This is a genomic window from Kitasatospora sp. NPDC032150, assembly GCF_055579945.1.
Window position 1 is genome coordinate 84465 of sequence record NZ_JBVIMH010000015.1, and the last position, 15937, is coordinate 100401.

The 15937-nt window shown below is 72.6% G+C and carries 16 protein-coding genes; 7 read left to right on the top strand and 9 right to left on the bottom strand.

The genetic code is table 11. The annotated features are described in order from the left end of the window. Window positions 1–209 precede the first annotated feature (209 nt). Window positions 210–2567 carry an arylsulfatase gene (locus ACZ5ON_RS19310; protein WP_465593649.1) on the bottom strand — a complete coding sequence of 786 codons (2358 nt, stop codon included), beginning with the start codon at window positions 2565–2567 and terminating at the stop codon, window positions 210–212. 539 nt (window positions 2568–3106) lie between these two features. Here ACZ5ON_RS19310 and ACZ5ON_RS19315 point away from each other — a divergent pair. Then, a complete protein-coding gene (locus tag ACZ5ON_RS19315; RefSeq protein ID WP_465593652.1) occupies window positions 3107–4054 on the top strand; it encodes a formylglycine-generating enzyme family protein in 948 nt (315 codons plus the stop codon). 15 nt (window positions 4055–4069) lie between these two features. Beyond that, complete coding sequence (locus ACZ5ON_RS19320) at window positions 4070–4639, top strand: nucleoside-triphosphatase (RefSeq protein ID WP_465593655.1); 570 nt, start codon at window positions 4070–4072, stop codon at window positions 4637–4639. Between the two features lie 65 nt (window positions 4640–4704). On the opposite strand, the gene ACZ5ON_RS19325 is transcribed toward ACZ5ON_RS19320, so the two are convergent. Further along, the gene (locus ACZ5ON_RS19325; RefSeq protein ID WP_465593658.1) at window positions 4705–5754 is read right to left on the bottom strand and encodes an adenosine kinase; all 1050 of its coding nucleotides are present in this window, start codon (window positions 5752–5754) and stop codon (window positions 4705–4707) included. Between the two features lie 161 nt (window positions 5755–5915). Continuing rightward, window positions 5916–6137, bottom strand: coding sequence for a hypothetical protein (locus ACZ5ON_RS19330; protein WP_465593660.1), 222 nt, complete (start codon window positions 6135–6137; stop codon window positions 5916–5918). 157 nt (window positions 6138–6294) lie between these two features. Between ACZ5ON_RS19330 and ACZ5ON_RS19335 the strand changes: the two genes are divergently transcribed. Then, window positions 6295–7038 carry a Mut7-C RNAse domain-containing protein gene (locus ACZ5ON_RS19335; RefSeq protein WP_465593663.1) on the top strand — a complete coding sequence of 248 codons (744 nt, stop codon included), beginning with the start codon at window positions 6295–6297 and terminating at the stop codon, window positions 7036–7038. 141 nt (window positions 7039–7179) lie between these two features. Here the strand turns inward: ACZ5ON_RS19335 and ACZ5ON_RS19340 are convergent, their stop codons facing one another. Continuing rightward, complete coding sequence (locus ACZ5ON_RS19340) at window positions 7180–7608, bottom strand: CBS domain-containing protein (RefSeq protein WP_465593666.1); 429 nt, start codon at window positions 7606–7608, stop codon at window positions 7180–7182. Continuing rightward, window positions 7605–8771, bottom strand: coding sequence for a slipin family protein (locus ACZ5ON_RS19345; protein WP_465593669.1), 1167 nt, complete (start codon window positions 8769–8771; stop codon window positions 7605–7607). The genes ACZ5ON_RS19340 and ACZ5ON_RS19345 overlap by 4 nt, the downstream gene beginning before the upstream one ends. 158 nt (window positions 8772–8929) lie before the next feature. Between ACZ5ON_RS19345 and ACZ5ON_RS19350 the strand changes: the two genes are divergently transcribed. Further along, window positions 8930–9703, top strand: a complete 774-nt coding sequence (locus tag ACZ5ON_RS19350) for a uracil-DNA glycosylase (protein ID WP_465593672.1) — start codon at window positions 8930–8932, stop codon at window positions 9701–9703. Between the two features lie 44 nt (window positions 9704–9747). Here the strand turns inward: ACZ5ON_RS19350 and ACZ5ON_RS19355 are convergent, their stop codons facing one another. The 3 genes from ACZ5ON_RS19355 to ACZ5ON_RS19365 form a co-directional block, all read right to left on the bottom strand. Then, on the bottom strand, window positions 9748–10674 hold the full coding sequence (locus tag ACZ5ON_RS19355) for a CHAD domain-containing protein (RefSeq protein WP_465593675.1): 927 nt from the start codon (window positions 10672–10674) through the stop codon (window positions 9748–9750). A gap of 115 nt (window positions 10675–10789) precedes the next feature. Beyond that, the gene (locus ACZ5ON_RS19360) at window positions 10790–11176 is read right to left on the bottom strand and encodes a hypothetical protein (RefSeq protein WP_465593678.1); all 387 of its coding nucleotides are present in this window, start codon (window positions 11174–11176) and stop codon (window positions 10790–10792) included. After that, window positions 11173–11391 (bottom strand): hypothetical protein, encoded by a 219-nt coding sequence (locus ACZ5ON_RS19365; RefSeq protein WP_465593680.1) that lies wholly within the window; start codon window positions 11389–11391, stop codon window positions 11173–11175. Before ACZ5ON_RS19365 ends, ACZ5ON_RS19360 begins: the two co-directional genes overlap by 4 nt. A gap of 477 nt (window positions 11392–11868) precedes the next feature. Here ACZ5ON_RS19365 and ACZ5ON_RS19370 point away from each other — a divergent pair, with 477 nt between their 5' ends. The 3 genes from ACZ5ON_RS19370 to aspS all read left to right on the top strand — a co-directional run bounded on the left by ACZ5ON_RS19370 (window position 11869) and on the right by aspS (window position 15389). Continuing rightward, a complete protein-coding gene (locus tag ACZ5ON_RS19370) occupies window positions 11869–12501 on the top strand; it encodes a hypothetical protein (RefSeq protein WP_465593683.1) in 633 nt (210 codons plus the stop codon). 194 nt (window positions 12502–12695) lie between these two features. Next, entirely contained in the window at window positions 12696–13523 is an 828-nt protein-coding gene (locus ACZ5ON_RS19375) for a DsbA family protein (protein ID WP_465593686.1), read from the top strand. Between the two features lie 591 nt (window positions 13524–14114). Then, a complete protein-coding gene (gene aspS, locus ACZ5ON_RS19380) occupies window positions 14115–15389 on the top strand; it encodes an aspartate--tRNA(Asn) ligase (RefSeq protein WP_465593689.1) in 1275 nt (424 codons plus the stop codon). 43 nt (window positions 15390–15432) lie between these two features. On the opposite strand, the gene ACZ5ON_RS19385 is transcribed toward aspS, so the two are convergent. Beyond that, entirely contained in the window at window positions 15433–15918 is a 486-nt protein-coding gene (locus ACZ5ON_RS19385; RefSeq protein WP_465593692.1) for a GNAT family N-acetyltransferase, read from the bottom strand. Window positions 15919–15937 lie beyond the last annotated feature (19 nt).

Genomic DNA, 15937 nt, shown 5'->3' on the forward strand with positions numbered 1-15937 from the left:
GCACGGAGCGCGACGGGCGCGCCCGCGCGAATCGGCGTCCCTGCCCCTTTCGGTGGCCACTTCCCCGCGTCCGGACCACTGCCGGCGCCCCGGCCCGCTCAGCGGACGAGTGCCTCTGCCGACGCGGTGACGAGGAGTCGGAGGCTCCTCGTCACCGCTGGGCGGAGGCACTTGCCGGTCGCACGACCGCCGGTCGCGCCGGCATTCGGTCAGTCACGCGAGAGCATGGCGGCGGCTTCGCGTTCAAGGTCGACGTAAGCCTCGCCGCTGAGGTCGACGGCGACCCGCCTGAGGGTCCCTCCGGTGAACGCCCAGGGGGCGGTACCGGGGTAGTCGTCGGTGACGGGGTCGCCCCGGTCGCAGCCGATGTTGAGGCCCTCGCCCGCGATGCCGAACTTGCCGGGCTGGGTCCTGATGCTCCGTTCGCCGACCTTCCGTTCGCCGTAGTAGAGGCTGAGGGTGCCGCGGGCGACACCGGGGCCGTCCTCACCCTCCCGGTCGAACGAGGCCGCGAGAATCAGGTTCTCACCGGTCGGCAGGTCCTCGGTGGCACTGAGGTGCTGCATCTCCCTGCCGAGGAAGTTGTACACGTAGTGCAGCCGGTTGTCCTTGATGTAGAGGCTGTGCCCGCCGAAGCGGCTGCCCTGCGCGAACAGCACTCCGGACGCGCCCGGTGCGGACAGGTCGACCACGGCTCCGACCACGTACGAGCGGTTGCGGATGCTCGGGCTGGCCGACTCCGACACCTCCGAGCCACCGGGGCGGTACACGTAGCGGTTGCGCGGCGCCGTCATCTGGGGGCGCGGGGTGGTGAGGATCTCGACGGCGGAGCGGTCGTCGAGCGGGTACGCCTGGTTGGCGCCGGCCTCGTGGAACCACAGGCCGACGAGCTCCGCGAGCTTGCCCGGCTCCTGCTCGGCGAGGTCGTGCATCTCGGAGCGGTCCTGGTCGGTGTGGTACAGCTCCCAGGTGTCCTCGCTGAAGTGGCTCCAGCCGCTGATGGCGGGGTGGGTGGTGACGGCCTTCCAGCCGTCGTGCCAGATGCCGCGGGTGCCGAGCATCGAGTAGAACTGGGTGTGCTTGGCGGTCGGGATGTTCCCGGCGTCGAAGCTGTAGCGCATGCTGACGCCCTGGATGGGGTGCTGGGTGTAGCCCTTGACCGTCTCGGGTTGTTCGACGCCCAGGCAGTCCAGCAGGGTCGGCACGATGTCGATCGCGTGGTGGTACTGCTCCCGGATCTCACCGTGCGCCTTGATGCCGTTCGGCCAGGAGATGACGCACGGGTCGCAGATGCCGCCGTTGAACGAGTAGCGCTTCCACATCTTGAACGGGGCGTTGAAGGCCATCGCCCAGCCGTTCGGGTAGTGGTTGTAGGTCTTGGTGCTGCCCAGGTCGTCCAGCATGGCCATGTTCTGGGCCAGGTCGTCGGGCATGTTGTTGGCGATGTTGTTCTCGTTGACCGAGCCGTTGGGGCCGCCCTCGCCGCTGGCGCCGTTGTCGGAGACCACCACGATGACGGTGTTGTCCAGCTGCTCGATGTCCTCCAGATAGGCGAGCAGGCGACCGATCTGATCGTCGCAGTGCGAGAGGAAGCCCGCGTAGGTCTCGGCCATCCGGGCGAAGAGTCGCTTCTCGTCGTCGTTCAGGGAGTTCCACGGCCGGGTGTAGTCCAGGGGCGGGAACGGCTGTCCGTCCGGGCCGGTGCGGGTCTCGGGGGTACCGATCGGGTTGACGGGCGGCATCTCGGTGTTCTGCGGGAGCAGTCCCATCTCCTTCTGCCGTTCCAGGGTCTGCCTGCGGATCTCCTCGTACCCTGCGTCGAACCGGCCGCGGTAGCGCTCGATCCACTCCTTGGGCACCTGGTGCGGGGCGTGCGCGCAGCCGGGTGCGTAGTAGAGGAAGACCGGCCGGTCGGGGGTGATGGCCTTGACGTCGTCGATGTACTGGATGGCCTTGTCGGTGATGTCGACGCTGAAGTGGTAGCCCTCCTCCGGTGTGGCGGGCTGTTCGACGGGGTGGTTGTCGTGGACGAGGTTGGGGTAGTACTGGCTGGTCTCCGCACCGAGGAAGCCGTAGAAGCGCTCGAAGCCTCGGCCGAGCGGCCAGTCGCGTTTGGTGGAGGCCAGGTTCATCTCGTCCTCGGCGCACAGGTGCCACTTGCCGACCATGGCCGTGCTGAAGCCCTGGTCGACCAGCATCTCGGCGAGGGTGGCGCACTGCGGCGGGACGTGGCCGTTGGCGCCGGGGAAGCCGATCGCGGCCTCGCTGATGCACGCCATGCCGTTGACCGTGTGGTTGCGGCCAGTGAGCAGGCAGGAGCGGGTCGGCGAACAGAGCGCGGTGGTGTGCCACTGCGCGTAGCGCAGACCCTTCGCGGCGATCCTGTCGATGTTGGGCGTCTCGATCGGACCGCCGAAGCAGCCCATGGCGCCGTAGCCCACGTCGTCGAGCACGATGTAGATGACGTTCGGTGTGCCGGCTCTGGCCTTCGGCTGCTCGTACGGGCCCCAGTCCGGGATCGAGTCGCGGATGTCGGGGTTGACGACGCCTCGGAATCGCTTGGTCATGGAGGACGCCTCCTCGCACGCCGTCCGGCTCCGGCCCCACCGGCCGTGCGCCTCACGTGCGGTCAGGACGGCGACGGCCGGTGACCGCCGAGGTCCCCGGGCGGCCGAGTTGGGAAATTCACTTGACGCGCGGCACGGCCCGGGAGGCAGTCACCGACGGCCCGACCCCGCCTGAGGAGAACTGTCCCGTGCGCCGCGCGTACTCGTGCCGTCGGTCTCATACGGGCGTACTCGTCAGAACCTGCCGCAGACAGCACCGAATCACGCGGACCACCTCGTCCGTGCGCCGACGAGCGGCGTAGCACGCGGGTCCGGTGTGCGGTTGACCGTGTCCCAGCCTATGAGGCTGAAGGGGTGTCGGCAACGGCTGGCTCGGGACCGACCGGCAGTGGGGCCCGCGGCGGCGCGTGCCGGCAGGTCTTGACCCGGGGCGGCGTACCCGAGTTGCGGAAAGCGGTCGGGCACGGCAGACCGGTGGGTGGACCGGCCGTCGGCTCTCCGGCGGAAGAGCACGGCCCGAGACCCGCGGAGGACCGCCCATGACACCCGACACCCCTGCCTGCTGCACCCCGGGGCGTGACGGCGGCGCTCCGCGCCCACGTCCCGCCTCCTCGGCGGGGAGGAGCGGTGGGCCCGCCGGGCCGGGCACCGTCCGCCTGGACGGCGGCTGGTTCACCATGGGCAGCGAGGACGCGCTGGCCTACCGGCAGGACGGCGAGGGACCAGTACGACGCGTCCGCGTCAACCAGTTCTCCATCGCCGCGCGTTGCGTGACCAACGCGCAGTTCGGCGCCTTCGTCGAGGCCACCGGGCACGGCACCGACGCGGAGCGGTACGGGGCGTCGTTCGTCTTCGGCGGGCTGCTTCCCGACGACTTCCCGCCCACCCGGGCGGTGGCGGCCGCCCCGTGGTGGCGGGAGGTGCCCGGAGCCGACTGGCGGCACCCGGAGGGGCCGCGGTCGGACCTGGCGGGGCGCGCGGACCACCCGGTGGTCCATGCCTCCTGGTACGACGCCGTCGCGTACTGCGCCTGGTCCGGTCAGCGGCTGCCCACCGAGGCCGAGTGGGAGTACGCCGCACGCGGCGGTCTCGAGGGCCGGCCCTTCCCGTGGGGCGAGGAGCTGCGGCCCGGCGGCGAGCACCGGATGAACGTCTGGAACGGCGACTTCCCGACCCGCAACACCCTGGAGGACGGCTATCTCGGCACCTGTCCGGCGGGCGCCTTCCCGCCGAACGGCTACGGCCTGTACAACATGACCGGCAACGTCTGGGAGTGGACCGCCGACTGGTTCCACCCCACCTGGCACGCCACCGGGCCCCGGGAGAACCCCACCGGCCCGCCCACCGGCACCGCCCGTGCCCTGCGCGGCGGTTCCTACCTGTGCCACGCCTCCTACTGCCGCCGCTACCGGGTCAGTGCCAGGATGCCCAACACCCCCGAGACCTCCACCGGCAACATCGGCTTCCGCTGCGCGGGCCGGGTCTGAGCGGACGGTCCGACCATGGCTCGGCACACCGCGGGGGACGTCTCGGGCACGGGGCCCGGGACGGCGACGAGGATCCTGCTGGAGGGACGTCCCGGCATCGGCAAGACGACCGTTCTGCGCCGACTGGCCGCGCTGCTCCCCGCCCGTGGCGTCGTCGGCTTCACCAGCGAGGAGATCCGGCAGGGCGGCAGCCGGGTCGGTTTCGCGCTGGAGACGCTGGCGGGCCGGCGGGCGGTCCTCGCCCATGTCGGCCTTCCCGGGCCGCCCCGGGTCGGGCGGTACGGCGTCGACCTGGCCGTGCTGGAGCGGCTGGCCGTGCCGTGTCTGGAGCAGGCGGCGTCCACTCCCCGGCAGCTAGTGCTCATCGACGAGCTCGGGCGGATGGAGCTGGCCTGCCCGGCGTTCCGGGACGCCGTGCGGGCCCTGTTCGCGGCGGACACCGATGTGGTCGCCACCGTCCACTCGCACCACGATCCGTTCACCGACGCCCTCAAACGACGGGGCGACATCGAGGTCGTCCGGGTGACCTCGGCCAACCGGGCCTTCCTCGCGGAGGAGTTGGCGGTGCGGCTCGCCTGGCGGTGAGGACGCCAGGCCCAACGCCCTTGCGGTGCTGGGAAGTTCCACGTCGGTGACCTTGCAGCGTCAACTCAGGTGGGATTACGGTCATCCGCTCCGCCGTGGCACCGTTGACGATCGTCAGGTTGGGCCGCGACCGCGCCTGTTCCAGGCATCCGAGGGCCGCGTTCCACCGCCCCGGCCGGTTCGGCTCCGCCGGGCCGCTGTGCCGCCGGCGCTTCAGCCAACTCGGCTTCCCTGACGAGGAGTTCGTCCCGGCTGATGGCGTCCATCCGGGCGCCCGGCACGGTGCAGGCGTAGGCTCCGGCGATCGCGCCGTAGCGGCCGCACCGCTGCGGCGGCTCGCCGGCCAGCCAGCCGAAGAGGAAGCCCGAGGCGAAGGCGTCACCGGCGCCGTTGGAGTCCACCACCGCTCCGGGGGGCGCGACCGGCGGGATGTGCGTCAGCTCGCCGTCGGCCAGCAGGAACGCCCCGTCGGCCCCGGCGGTCGCGACCACCGTCCGCGCCCGGCCGCGCTCGACGATCTGCCGCATGGTCCGCTCCGGGTCCGCCAGGGCCGTGGTGGAGACGAAGACCAGGTCGGCCTGGTGGGCGAACGGCTCGTGGTACGGGTTGGCACCGTCCCAGTTGTGCAGGTCGGTCGAGATGGTCACCCCGGCCTCGCGCAGCACCGGAAGGGCGAAGGAGCACGGGTGGGTGATGGAGACGTGGGCGTGCCGGCTCACCGAAGCCAGGGCCCGGACCTTCTCCTCCGGCAGCCGGTCCGCCTCGTTCGAGCGGGTGTCGTCGTACAGCGACAGCCGCCGCCCGTCAGGGCCGACCAGGTTCACCGCGCGCTTGGTGCCGCCCGGCAGCGGGACCTCGGTGAGTGCGATCCCCCGGTCGCGGTGCAGCGTCCGGACCAGGTCGCCGTGGTGATCGTCGCCGATCATGTCGAGGTGGTGCGTGCGCAGGCCGAGGGCGCTCACGCCCACCGCGACGAAGTCCCCGGTCTGACCCGCCCGGGTCTCGATCCGGGGCACCATGTAGCCGTCGGCGAACGGAAGCGGCAGCTCGGGGACGTACACGATGGTGTCGACACCGGCACCTCCCAGGACGAGGACGTCGGTCTCAGTGCTCATCGGTGCTCCTCTCGGGTCTTGGGGCGGGACCGGAGTCGACCGTCCGGCTACCGGCGCTTGACGGCCCCGTGCGCCCCGGCCGGGCCGCGGACGCACGGAGCGCCGCGGCCGCTCGGCCCGTCACGATTCTCGGCCGACTGCCCGGCCGACCGGACGCAACGTCAACTACGGTCAACGACCGGTGAGTCAAGCAGGCGATCAATGGGTTGGCAAGAATTTGCAGAGGCTTCCCGCAAATCCTTGCAATGTTCGAAGAGCAGTTCACCGTAGAGCTCGGCGACGGCGCGGGGGCCCGGCTGGTCGGCGAGGGCACGGTCGGTGGTGCAGTCGGTGGCGACGCCGTACAGGCGTGCCAGTTCGGCCAGTTCGGCGGTGGGCGGCATCGTCGCGGCTCTCCGGTCGGTGGGGGTGACGGAGTGGCGAGGTGACGGAGTGGCGAGGTGACGGAGTGGCGAGGTGGCGGGGTGGGCGCCCTCCCACGGGGTACGGCCACCCGGAAACCACTGGCAGCACCCGGCGCTCCACTGGCATGCTGACCGCGTGGAGAGGCCGGAGATCTGGCTCAGGTTCGCCCCTGAGCTGCACATATTCATCGCCGTGGCGCACCGGGCAGAGCGGTCGCCGGTGCGCACCGACTGCGTCTCGACGCTCGGACACGTCGTGGAGTCCCTCGGGGTCCCGCTCACCGAGGTCGGTGCCCTCCTCGCGGACGGGCAGCCGGTGCCCACCTCGTACGTCCCCGGGGGCGGCGAGGAGGTCTCGGTGCATGCCGTGACCAGGCCGCAGCGGCTCGCGGGACCGCCCCGGTATCTGCTCGACGTCCATCTCGGCACCCTCGCCAGGCGGATGCGCCTGCTGGGGATCGACGCCGCGTACGAGAACCCGGACATCGGCGACGCGGCACTGGCCGCGCGCTCGGCCGCCGAGCAGCGGGTGCTGCTCTCCCGCGACCGGGGGCTGCTCAGGCGCCGGGAGATCTGGGCCGGCGCCTACGTCTACAGCCACCGCCCCGCCGACCAACTCCGGGACGTACTCTCCCGCTTCGCACCCGCCCTCGCTCCCTGGACCAGGTGCACGGCCTGCAACGGAACGCTCCGAACCGCCGCCAAGGAGTCGGTGCACCAGCAGTTGAAGGACGGCACCGAGCGCTCGTACGACACCTTCGCGCAGTGCACCGACTGCGGGCAGGCCTACTGGCGCGGCGCCCACCACGCCCGGCTGAACGCGATCGTCGACGAGGCGGTGCGCGAGTTCGGCGCGCAGTCACGGCCTGCCGCGAACTGACGGCCCGTCACGCAGGCCTTCCACCTTGGCAATCGGCGTCGGCATGCGCCTTCCCGGGCCGGGAGCGGACGGGAGCGGACGGGAGCGGACGGCGAACACCGCATGTCGCCGCCCGCTCGCGTCAGACCTGCGCCTGCCCGGTCACGTCTTCTCCGCGCACACCGCCGAGACGAACTCGGCCACCCGTTCCTGCGGCAGTCCCCGGGCGATGTCGGCCTCACTGATCATGCCGACCAGCTTGTGCTCGGGGTGGTTGATCACTGGCAGCCGGCGGATCCGGTGCTCCTCCATCACCTGCAGCACCTGCTCGACGTCGTCGTCCGCCTCCACCACCAGCGGCCGCCCCAGGGCGAGTTGACCGGCGGTGGTGCGTGCCGGATCCAGACCGTCGGCGACGCACCTCAGGACGATGTCGCGGTCGGTGATGATGCCCAGCAGCTTCTGGTTCTCGCCGCAGATCGGCAGCGCGCCGACATCGCGTTCCTTCATGATCCGGGCCGCCTCGGCGAGGGTCTCGTGTTCCCGGACACACTCGGCACCGGAGTGCATGATGTCTTTTGCGGTGGTCATTGTCCGGCCTCCTGCCGTGAGTGCACAGCCCCGTTACTCCATCGTGGTCCGGGCCCTCCGGCACCGCCACCGGGCTCGGCGCCCTCCCGCGCCGCCCGCTCCTCGTCGTCCTCCGCACCGGCCTGCCCCTGCTCGGCGGGCTCGGCGGGCTCGGCGGGCTCGGCGGGCTCGGCGGATCCGCCGGGCGTGCCGGATGTACCGGATCCGGCAGCTGCGGCGGCGTCAATGCGCGGCGAATCGATCGGGACGGCGTCGGGCATCGGAGAGCGCGCGAGCACCTCGTCCAACGACGGCAGTTCCAGTTGCTCCACCGCACGGGCCGCGGGCGGCGGCGCGGGCAACTCGGGCCCAACCGCCGCCGCGCCGCCGCCCTTCTCCTCCCCGCCCCCGGTTACGGTCCTCTCCCCGCGCCGGCTCGCGTTGTCCAGGAAGCGCAACAGCTCCACCGGGAAGGGCAGGACCAGGGTCGAGTTCTTCTCCGCCGCGACCTCGACCACGGTCTGCAGCAACCGCAGTTCCAACGCGGCCGGCGCCTCGCTCATGATGGTCGCGGCCTGGGACAACCGTGCCGAGGCCTGGTACTCGCCGTCCGCCGTGATGATGCGGGCCCGCCGCTCGCGCTCGGCCTCCGCCTGCCGGGACATCGACCGCTTCATCGACTCCGGCAGCGCCACATCCTTGATCTCCACCCGGTCGATCTGGATGCCCCAGCCGAGCGCCGGGCTGTCCAGCATCAGCTCCAGCCCCTGGTTGATCGGCTCGCGGTTGGCCAGCAGGTCGTCCAGCTCGCTCTTCCCGATGATCGAGCGCAGCGAGGTCTGCGCGACCTGGGAGATCGCGAACTTGTAGTCCTGGACGTTCACCGCCGCCCGCACCGGGTCGACCACCTTGAAGTAGACGACGGCGTCCACCCGCACCGTGACGTTGTCCCGGGTGATGCCCTCCTGCGCCGGGATCGGCATGGTGACGATCTGGACGTTCACCTTGCTCATCCGGTCCGCCACCGGCATCAGCACCACCAGCCCCGGCTGCCTGACGTGCTCCCGCACCTTGCCGAACCGGAACACCACACCGCGCTGGAACTGCTGCACGACCCGGATGCTGAGCCCCGCCCACACACCCAGCACACCGGCCGCGCCCAGAATCGCGTCAACGATGAGCATCGCCGTCACCTCGGCCTACCCGACTTAAGCGCTGGCCCATTCCACGCTACTCCGCCCAGGCCCCCGGCGATCACCGCTGCCCGCCGGCGAGCGCCCTCCGCCGGAGCGGTCGCCGCACTTCGTGCGAGCGGCCACCTCACTGTGCCTACGATTCGCCCATGACCGCCGCCCCGGCCCCGCCACCGTCCCCCCGCCACCCGGCGGACTCCATGCGCAACCTCGCCGAGCTGGACGCCGCGGTCACGCACTGCCGGGCCTGCCCGCGACTGGTCGAGTGGCGCGAGGAGGCGGCCCGGGTCAAACGCCGCGCCTACCAGGACTGGGAGTACTGGGGCCGCCCGATTCCCGGCTTCGGACCGCGCGACGCCGCCCTCGTCCTGGTCGGCCTCGCCCCTGCCGCGCACGGCGCCAACCGCACCGGCCGGATCTTCACCGGCGACCCCTCCGGCGACCTGCTCTACGCCGCCCTGCACGCCATCGGTCTGGCCTCGCGGCCGACCGCCGTCAGCCGCGACGACGGAATGGAACTGTACGGCGTCCGGATCACCGACCCGGTCCGCTGCGCGCCCCCGGACAACAGGCCGTCCGTGACCGAGCGGGACACCTGCCGGCCTTGGCTGGCCCGGGAGTTGGCCTTCCTCCGGCCGACCGTACGGTCCGTGGTCGCCCTCGGCGGCTTCGCCTGGCAGTCCCTGCTGCCCGCCCTGGCCCAGGCCGGCTGGGAGGTCCCCCGGCCGCGCCCGGTGTTCGGCCACGGCACCCGCGTCCTGCTCCCGGCCACCGACGGCGGCCCGCCGCTGGAGCTCTTCGGCTGCTACCACGTGAGCCCGCGCAACACCAACACCGGCCGCCTCACCACCGCCATGCTGCGCCAACTCCTCACCGACGCCGCCCACTCCGCCGGCCTCTCCACCAACCCCCCGCCGCGCTGACCGGGCGCGCCCCGCCGGACACGTGGGCTGCGGGCCGCGCGCCGCTACTTGAACCCCGGTGACTTCCGCGCCTCGCGCCACACCTCCGGCAGCCGCTCCCGCGCCCGTTCGGCCACCGCCAGCTGCCCGCCGTACAGCACCCCGTACCCGAACGCCTGCCCGGCCCCGGCCCCGGCGGCCAGCTCCCGCAGAGCGGCCCGCGCCACCACGCTGTCCTGGTGCGCCCCGAGCACCTCCTGCAGCGCCTTCATCCGTGCCGTGAACCGCTCCCCCTCCGGCCCGGCCGTCTCTCCCGCGTACCTGGCCCACTTCGCGGCCTTCCGCGCCTCGTGCAACGCGAGGTCGGTCTCCTCGCCGGGCACCGCCCGCCGGGCCGCCCTGAGCCTGGACGCGATCCGGCGCTGTTCCCGCTTCGCCACCTCCCCGATCGCCGGCAGCCCTGCGGCGGACGGCGGCCGCTCCGCCAACTCCCGCAGTGCGGCGAGCAGTGCGGCGTAACGCGGGCTGTCCAGCGCGGCCGGCACCGCGGGCCAGGCACGCCGGTGCCGCTCGCGCCACCAGCCCTCGAGCGCCGCCACCAGCACCTCCGGTTCGCACTCGGCCGGCAGCTCGCGGGCCCGGGCGATCAGCAGTTCACCGAGCACCTCGGTATCCCTGGCCGGTCCGAGGCAGTTGGCGAGCCAGCGCAGGTCCTCACCGGTCTCGGCGAGCCTGGGCCGGTAGGGGCGCAGCGCAGCGCGCAACCTCCTGCTGGCGACCCGCATCCGGTGGACGGCGTCCGGCGCGTTCGCCCGAACGTCGGGCTCGAGCCCGGCCAGCGCCTCGGTCTGCTCGGCGATCCGGGCATGCAGCAGGTGCCCCGCCGTCCGAACCGCCGTGCGCGGCATGCCGTCCGCCTTCTCCCGAGCCGCCAGCTCCTGCTGGGCTTCCAGGCTAAGCTGACCGGCCTGACGGCCGCCCGGCGGCGCCATGAGCGTGCGCCGGCGGTCACAGCCGGTTGATCCCTGCGCTCCGCACCCGGCGCGCGACGGGGCCCCGGCCCGGCGGCCGGGACCCCGTCGCGGCAGGCGCTTCAGGCGTCGAGGACTACGGCCGCAGCTGCACCGCGAGCGAGAGCGTGTAGCCGACGAGTGCGCCGAAGAAGGCCACGGCGGTGGCGTGCCGGGCGGTGAACGGGAGGGCGGCGAGTGACGGATAGAGCAGTACGGCGATCGCGGCGGCGCCGTCGGCGACGTACAGACCGGTCGGCGGGACCACGGAGGTGGTGCGCGCGGCCCAGCCGGTGGCCACCAGGAAGCCGGTGAGCAGCACGAAGCCGGAGAGCAGGCCCGCGCCGATGCTGGAGAGTGCGGGGTGCGGCGAGTCGTCCTCGCCGTCCGGGTCCGGGGCGGCACGCAGGCGCTGGGCGATGGCGAGGCTGCCGAGCGCGACGGTGGCGGCCGCGGCGGCGCCGATGATCGGGATGGGGTTCAACTGCGGCTCCGGATGACGGGGAACGAGTGCGCGACGGCCGCCAGCGCGGCCGGGAGGAGGACGGCGACCAGGACGACCGCCGTCCACACCGCCGGATCCAGGTGCGGCGCGGGGGCCGGTGGTGGCGGTACGGCCGCGGCGGTGGTCGCCACCGGGGCTGCCACCGGGGTCGGCAGAGCGCTGTACGTGGGGGCCGGTTCCGGTTCGGGCGGCACGGAGGGCTTGCGTACGTGCGGTACGGCTGCCGCCGTGCTCCTGGCCGGCTTCGGAGTGTGCGTGGGCGAAGGGTGGTGATGCGTCGGGCTCGGCGGCGCCGACGGCGCCGGCGGCGGAGCGGGTGTCGTCGGCGGCGAGGGAGGCGGAGGTGTCGGGTGCGGTGGCTCGGGCGGCGTCGGTGGAGGCGAGGTCGGCGGAGGCGTCGGGACCTCGGTCGGACAGTCGGGGGGATCGTCCATCGGCTGATTGTCGCTCCGTACCCGGCAGCCCGACAGCGGATCATCCGTCCATCGCCGGATCATCGCCCCCGCGAGTGATCGCACCCGAACTGGTCTGCGGACAAAGGTGCCTGACCTGCCAAGAACGTTCGACCGGGCCTCATCCACCCTGCAGACCACCCCCGCGCGCCCCCGGGCGCCCGCCCGCCCCGGGCGGCTTCGTCGGCGGCAGCACGCCCGTGAAATACTCCGAGCACCATGACTGACGGCCAGCCGACCAGAGCGCTGCGAGCGGCGGTGTTCACCGCGCTCGCCGTTCCGCTGTCCGCACTCGGCCAAGTCGTCATCACCGGGCGGCCGTTGCCGCTCAGCCTGGTGGCGGTGGCGACGGCGGCGGTCTTCGTGGCCGCGCTGCCCGCCTGTGGCGGCCAGCGGCGCTTCCTGCACATCTCGGCGGTCCTGGTACCGGTCGAACTGCTGCTGAACACCGCCTTCAACCTCGGCCAGGACGCCTGTGCCGCTCCCTCGCGCGGTGTCGATCTGCTGGTCTGCGGCGGGAGTTCGGTCAAGCAGTCGCTCCTCACCGCGGGCGCCCCGGGCACGGCGCAGGCGCTGGTCCTGGTGGTGCACCTGCTGCTCGCCTTCGCCGCCGCGCTCTGGCTGCGTCTCGGCGAGGCCGCCTTGCACGACCTCGCCGAGACGAGCCGCGCGCTCGGCGAACTGCTCACCGCTCCACTGCGGATGCTGCTGTTCGCGCCGCTGCCGAACTGCCCCGCCTCTCTCGCGCCCGCACCGCGGGCCCGGCACTCCCGCCTCCGGCGGGTGGCCGTGGTGCTCACCCCCGCACCCCGGCGCGGCCCGCCAGAGGCGGCGTTCGCCCTCGCCCACTGACGGCGTCCGCCGTTCCCGGGTCCCGGCCGGTCCGCCGGCCCGTATGACCCGCCGCGCGCAGATCTGACGGTCCGTCAGTTCTTTTGACCGCTTCCCCGACGGGCGGGCCCCGGCTTCGGCCGCCACGCACCGGTTCCGCGATCCCGCACGACCGGCGCCGCACCCTGCCCCTGCTCCCAGGAGTCGACCACCGCATGAGCACCCAGCAGTCCCAGCAGTCCGGCCGGCCCACCCCTCGCGAGCGCCTGCGCGAGGCCCAGCTGCGCGAGGCACGTACCGCCGCCGTCCGCCGCCGGGCGGTGATCGGCGGCTCGGTCGTCGGCGCCCTCGCCCTGGCCGCCGCGGCCACCCTCGCGGTCACCGCCGCGAGCGACGGCGTCGGCAGCCACGACGACAAGTCCGAGGCCATAGCGGCCCCCTCCACCGTCGCCACCCCCGCCAACACCTCGGGCCGCAACGGCACCGTGATCGTCTACGGCAAGACCGACGCCCCGCACACCCTCCAGGTGTTCGAGGACTTCCGCTGCCCGATCTGCAAGATCTTCGAGAACTCGACCGGCAAGGCCGTCCAGCAGCTGGCCGACGACGGTACGTACAAGATCGAGTACCACCTGGCCGCCTTCCTCGACGACAATCTCGGCGGACACGGCTCGAACACCGCGCTGGCCGCCGTCGGCGCCGCCCTCGACCAGGGCGGTCCCGAGAAGTTCAAGCAGTTCCACGACCTGCTGTACGCCAACCAGCCCGAGGAGCGGGTGGACGGCTTCGGCGACGTCAACCACATCCTCGAACTGGCCGGCCAGGTGCCGGGGCTGAAGACCGACGCGTTCACCAAGGCCGTCACCGAGGGCACCTTCCGCCCCTGGGCGAGCAAGGTCGCCGCCGACTTCAACAGCAGCGGTGTGCGCGGCACTCCGACCATCAAGCTCGACGGCAAGCCGCTGGAGCTCTTCGACTCCCAGGGCACCCCGATGACCGGCGAGCAGTTCACCGCCGTCGTCCGCCAGGCCGTCGGGAACTGACGCCCGCGCGGCGGTTCCGACCGCCCTGGACCGACCGTCGACAGGGAGCGCGGGTCGAGGAGGGGGCACATCCCCCAGCCTCCGGCCGGGGGCAACCCGTCCGGCCGAAGGCTGGGGGAAGGGAGCGCAGCGACGCTGCGCGCGACGAGGGACGTGCGCCCGAGGGCCCCTCGCCCCCAGCCTCCGGCCGGGGGGACCCCCGCCCGATGGCGGGCAAGGAGGAAGAGAGCGAGCCATCGGCACGCGACGCCGCGGGCCCTGTTGCCGGTCGGTCTCACGGCCTGCGTCCGGGAAAACGGTGTTGCGACCACCGGGCGTCGGCCGTAGCCTCTGCGACAACACGTCGAGGGAGACGAGTACCTCCGGGTCCGCGTGAGTGCAGAGAGCCGCCGGCAGCTGGGAAGGCGGCCTCGCGCCCCGGCGGGAAGACACTCCTGAGTGCGAGGAGGAAATGCCTCGCCGGCCGGCCCCCGTCACCGGGCCGCAACGAGGCCGCGGCCCCAGGGCTGCGGTGCAGGTGCGGTGGCACCGCGAGTCCCCCTTCTCGCCCGCACCCCGAAGGGATCATGACGACGCCCCTGGAGGGCAGCGATGATCCACCCTACGACCCGCGTCCTGGCCGCCGAACTGCCCGGCCACGTGGGAGAAGAAGTCGAGATCTCCGGCTGGCTGCACCGCCGCCGGGGGCTCAAGTCCGTGACCTTCCTGGTGATCCGGGACCGCTCGGGCCTCGCCCAGGTGGTGGCCGCACCCGGCGTGGACTTCCCCGAGGAGACCGTGCTCCGCATCCGGGCCACCGTCACCGCCAACCCCCAGGCTCCTGACGGCATCGAGCTCACCGCTCCCGAGATCACCGTGCTGTCCGGCCTCGCCGTCCCACCGCCGGTCAGCCTGTTCCGGCCGACCGTCCCGGCCGCCCTGCCGGTGATCCTGGACAGCGCCCCCGTCACCCTGCGGCATCCACGGCTGGCCGCCGTCCACCGGATCTCCGCCGCCTCGGTGGCCGGCTTCCGCGAAACCCTCGACGAACTCGGGTTCACCGAGATCCAGACTCCCAAGGTGGTCTCCTCGGCCACCGAGTCCGGCGCGAACGTCTTCAAGCTCGACTGGTTCGGCAGCACGGCGTACCTGGCGCAGTCCCCGCAGTTCTTCAAGCAGACCATGGTGGGCGTCTTCGAGCGGGTCTACGAGACCGGCCCGGTGTTCCGCGCCGAGCCCCACGACACCGCCCGCCACCTCGCCCAGTACACCAGCCTGGACGCCGAGTTGGGCTTCATCACCGACCACCGCGACGTGATGGCCGTGGTGCGCGAGGCGGTCGCCGGGATGACCGCCGCGGTCGCCGGACGCGCCGCCGGCGCGGTGGAGTCGCTGGCGGTGAAGCTGCCCGAGGTGCCCGCCGAGATCCCCCAGGTGCACTTCGCGGAGGCGATGCGGATGCTGGGGACGGACGAGCCCGACCTCGCCCCGGCGCACGAGCGGTGGCTCAGTGAGTGGGCGCTGCGGGAGCACGGCAGCGAGTTCCTCTTCGTGGTCGGCTACCCGATGGCCAAGCGCCCCTTCTACACCCACCCGGACCCGGCCAGGCCCGCCTACTCCAACAGCTTCGACCTGCTCTTCCGCGGTCTGGAACTGGTCACCGGCGGCCAGCGGCTGCACCGCCACGAGGACTACCTAGCCGCACTGGCCGCACGCGGCGAGCCGGTCGAGCCGTACGCGAGCTACCTGCAAGCCTTCGCCCACGGGATGCCCCCGCACGGCGGGTTCGCGCTCGGCCTCGAACGCTGGACGGCCCGGCTCACCGGCGCCGACAACGTACGCCGCACCACACTCTTCCCCCGCGACCTGCACCGTCTGACGCCCTGAGCGGATCGGCGAGGCCGGCCGCCGGAGTCTTTGGCGGCCGGCCTCAGCCGGCCTCGCGCACCAGCGGCTTGCCCATGCAGACGCTCTGCGGGTGCTCCTTGTAGACGCCGAACTTGGTGATCGCCTCGTACCCCTCGGAGGCGTACAGCGCCAGCGCCTCAGGCTGCTCGGTACCGCTCTCCAGGATCACGCGGGTGCGCCCTGCCTCGGCGGCGGTCCGCTCCAGGTGACGCAGCACCGCGCGGGCCAAGCCGCGCCCACGGGCCGCCGGCGTCACGTACATCCGCTTGAGTTCCGCATCACCGTCGCGCACCCCGGCGCCGTCCGTCTCCTTGGCCCGCCAGCCGCCGCAGGCGACCGGCTGCCCGTCGAGGTAGCCGACCACGAAGATCCCGGCCGGCGGCTCGAAGTGGTCCGGGTGCATGACGGTCACATCCGCGTCGCCGTAGCGGCGTACGTACTCCTGCTGGACCTCGTCGGACAGCCGTACGGCATCCGGGTGCCCGTAACCGGTGGTGCGTATCTCCATGACCGGCAAGCCTACGTCG